This is a genomic window from Vibrio sp. 10N.286.46.A8, assembly GCF_041470165.1.
Classification (GTDB): domain Bacteria; phylum Pseudomonadota; class Gammaproteobacteria; order Enterobacterales; family Vibrionaceae; genus Vibrio; species Vibrio tasmaniensis_A.
The window spans coordinates 1-3,248 of the sequence record NZ_JBFRLX010000293.1 but is presented as its reverse complement, the minus strand read 5'-3'; the positions used below and the strand labels follow the sequence as shown (position 1 = coordinate 3,248).

4 protein-coding genes are annotated in these 3,248 nt (G+C 33.7%); all 4 read left to right on the top strand.

The window, feature by feature from the left end:
• Positions 1-72: 72 nt before the first annotated feature.
• Genes AB4232_RS21670 through AB4232_RS21655 form a run of 4 tightly spaced genes read left to right on the top strand, consistent with a single transcriptional unit; the run spans position 73 to position 2,944 of the window.
• Positions 73-411, top strand: coding sequence for a hypothetical protein (locus AB4232_RS21670; RefSeq protein WP_372087989.1), 339 nt, complete (start codon positions 73-75; stop codon positions 409-411).
• Entirely contained in the window at positions 405-716 is a 312-nt protein-coding gene (locus AB4232_RS21665) for an EamA family transporter (protein WP_372087988.1), read from the top strand. The genes AB4232_RS21670 and AB4232_RS21665 overlap by 7 nt, the downstream gene beginning before the upstream one ends.
• 4 nt (positions 717-720) lie before the next feature.
• Positions 721-1,254, top strand: a complete 534-nt coding sequence (locus tag AB4232_RS21660) for a DapH/DapD/GlmU-related protein (RefSeq protein ID WP_372087987.1) — start codon at positions 721-723, stop codon at positions 1,252-1,254.
• A gap of 31 nt (positions 1,255-1,285) precedes the next feature.
• Complete coding sequence (locus AB4232_RS21655) at positions 1,286-2,944, top strand: glycosyltransferase family 39 protein (RefSeq protein WP_372087986.1); 1,659 nt, start codon at positions 1,286-1,288, stop codon at positions 2,942-2,944.
• Positions 2,945-3,248: the final 304 nt, after the last annotated feature.

The following is a 3,248-nucleotide window of genomic DNA, read 5'->3' as shown; positions in this document are numbered from 1 at the left end:
GATGATTACTATTCAAAAACAATTAGATATCTATGTCAACATCCAAGATTTAATGAAAAATAGAGTTGTTCTATGAGGGTAGTGGTTGTCTTACTTACTGTGATTTTGACTTTTATCACTTCCGTTATTTTGAGTGTGGCTGCTTCTAAAGTCGAACTGATTAGTTTTTATGGTGGCTTAGTTGTAGCTATAGTTGTGCTAATTAATGTTGTGAAGTTTTCCATTTGGGGTTGGCTAAACAATCGCTATGATCTATCTAAAACATACCCGTTGACAGCGATGTTTTTCCCTTTGATCTTTATCTATGCAATATTAATTGGAGATACAGATATAACGGTTAACAAGTTGTTTGGTCTTTTTGTTATTTTGTTAGGTTTGCTGTGGATGGAGGTTAGGAAAATGAAATGTTAATTGGTTACTTTTTTGTACTTCTTGCGATTGTTTCGACCTCATCAGGAATTGTTTTTTATAAGATATTTACAAAAAGCAGAAATAAAGTTTCTTTATTAGCCACCGTAATTCTTATGGTATGTGCGCCAATTTTTAGCTTCACTGCATTAAAATATTTGTCAATCGATTTGGTTTATATGGCAACCAGTCTCAATGGGTTGGTTGTTTTACTAATGTCTCGATTTGTTTTGGGTGAGGACGTCAAACGTAATCAATTATTAGGTTCTATATTGGTCTTCATCGGTGTATTCATTTATATGGTTTGATTTTATGAAAAAGAACATATTACGGTTTGGCTTTCTTCACTATTCATATTTAATTAACATTATACATGCTGTGATTTATATATTGCCGCCTGTCTTTCGGCCTCCTTTTTGGTGCTTGTTACTAGGTAAATATAATCAGCGAGTATTCATAGATAGTAATGTTTATTTCCGTTACCCCTCTACCGTCTACTTAGGTAAAGATGTATCAATTAATAGAGGGTGTGAGTTTTACACTTCGTGGTACGACAGAAAGACAACCAAAATTGATATTGGTAATAATGTACGAATTGGGCCTGGGGTTCGCTTTTTTTCGGCGGGGCATGACATCAACAACATCGACTTACCGGATAACTCGAATACTATAAGTGTTGGAGATAATGTATGGATTGGGGGTGGAGCGACTATATTACAGGGTGTGACAGTTGGAGATGGTGCTGTGATTGCAGCCGGAAGTGTTGTCAATCGAGATGTTTTACCGTTAACTCTAGTTGCAGGTGTGCCGGCGAAGTTTGTAAAAAATAGAATGATTCGTGATTAAGTTACGAACAGAAAAATCGTAGAGAGAACACATGTCTATAGAAAAAAAATATATTTTACATGAGAAAAGAAAATTGACTATATATGTCATGTTGATTTCTTTATCTTACATTGCATTGACCTTCATTAATGTGTTTACAAATTATGAACTCAGAGAATTCATGGGAGTAGATGAAAACTCAATTATAGGGTCTATACATGCTCTGTTTGAGTCTCCTATTTATGATATGAATGGTGCGTACCATTCACGGGTTTATGGGTGGACATATTTTGCGCTAAATTTTTTAGCGATTGCTCCTTTGAAAATAATGGGTTTAGATAGTGAGGTTGCAGTTAATTTAACTGTTAAGTTCGTCCACTTTTTAATTGGTTATGCTCTTGTACTTAGTTTTTTTAAACTCGCTCGCAAAATTGTTTCTCTAACGCCTGCATTATTTAGTACTCTTTTTCTAATCGCAACTCCTGTTACACATTACTATATATTAGTTATTCACCCTGAGTCGTTGGGAAGTTTACTCTTTATTTGGGGAATCCTCTTTCTAAACAAAATTGGTGGTAGCGAATATAAATTTCGTTATTACTTGATGGCGCTTGTGTTTTTTACGCTATCTTCGCTTTGTAAGCAAGTGTTCTTTTTAATCTCTTTTCCTTGCTTAGCCTATTTTTGGTGGATGCAAATTAACCAAAAAAGTAAGTCTAAATGGAGTGATTATATTGTACTAAAAAAAGGTAGCGTAAGATATTTTTTAATATTAACATTGCTTATACCTATACTTGTTTTGTTTATGATACACCCTCATTTTATTTTAGATTTTCAACAGTCGATAGAATATCAATTGAGACCACTTAGTCACTCAAAAGGAGATCTAAGTGCATCATCTTTACTATGGTTAGAGCAGTTTGCGCTACACCCATTATTTTATGTCCACTCAATCCTTCTAATATCCATACCGTTTAAACTGAAAGGGAAGTTTAATCAAGAATTTAAATACAGTATTATTACGGTAACTGCGTTGACTCTGCTTTTTTGTTTTATGCAGAAGATCATGCCTAAAGCGATCTACTTATTCCCACTATATCCCATTTATATACTAAATATAGCGTATTTTATGTTTGGAGTCGCTTGGTCAAAAAGGATTGTTATAATTAATTATATTATTGCTTCAGTTTTTTTTATTCCTCAATTGGCCGTAGCATTTTCTGAAAGTTATTACTCTGTATTTTCTAAGTTTTATTACTCGAAAAACGACACCTCATATTTAGCCTATCAATCTATAAGTAAAATCCCAAATGATATGAGTATCTTATACATGCCAACTGTGCCGATGCCATCGACCCATAGAGATAGCGCTTGCCATATATGGAGAAACTGCAATACCACCAAACATTTAAAGAAAATATCTCCAGAGTTACTTTACATAAATTGGGAGTATGAATATTTTGATAAGGAAAAATATGAGGAATTTGTAAAATCCGAGGGGTACATTTTAGATGATGAGATAAATCCGACGGATAGAAAAAATATTAAAGTTGAATTTAATTGTCAGGCAACTCGTTTGAGTACAATCATAAGCCCGCTTTCGGTTCCAAGAAGGATTGAATACTGTTTAGAGCTTTTATATTACAGTGTTGATGTTTACAAAAATGATTTATTTGTTGGTAGTCCAATAAGTATCTATCGTAAAAATTAATTTTCGCGTCGAGACATAATTACAAATGATATGTCTATGCTGACGTCGAATTCATTAGAGTAACCTCTTCGAGGTAATGTTTAAGTTTAAAGTTAGAGTTGAAAGTGAGCCACAAGCTTATTAAAGGATAAGAAATAGTGATTAATCCAGCGTTAAATTTTATTAAAGAAATATATAGAAGTCGTGAGTTACTTGTGACAATGGCGAAACGAGATATTCAGAACCGTTATTTGGGTTCTTTGTTCGGGGGGGCATGGGCATTTATTCAACCACTAGTGACAATCATGGTTATATGGTTCGTTTT

Bases quoted from the DNA above. Each gene is read 5' to 3' on its own strand.
- AB4232_RS21670 (WP_372087989.1), top strand. From the start codon at position 73: ATGAGGGTAGTGGTTGTCTTACTTACTGTGATTTTGACTTTTATCACT.
- AB4232_RS21665 (WP_372087988.1), top strand. From the start codon at position 405: ATGTTAATTGGTTACTTTTTTGTACTTCTTGCGATTGTTTCGACCTCA.
- AB4232_RS21660 (WP_372087987.1), top strand. From the start codon at position 721: ATGAAAAAGAACATATTACGGTTTGGCTTTCTTCACTATTCATATTTA.
- AB4232_RS21655 (WP_372087986.1), top strand. From the start codon at position 1,286: ATGTCTATAGAAAAAAAATATATTTTACATGAGAAAAGAAAATTGACT.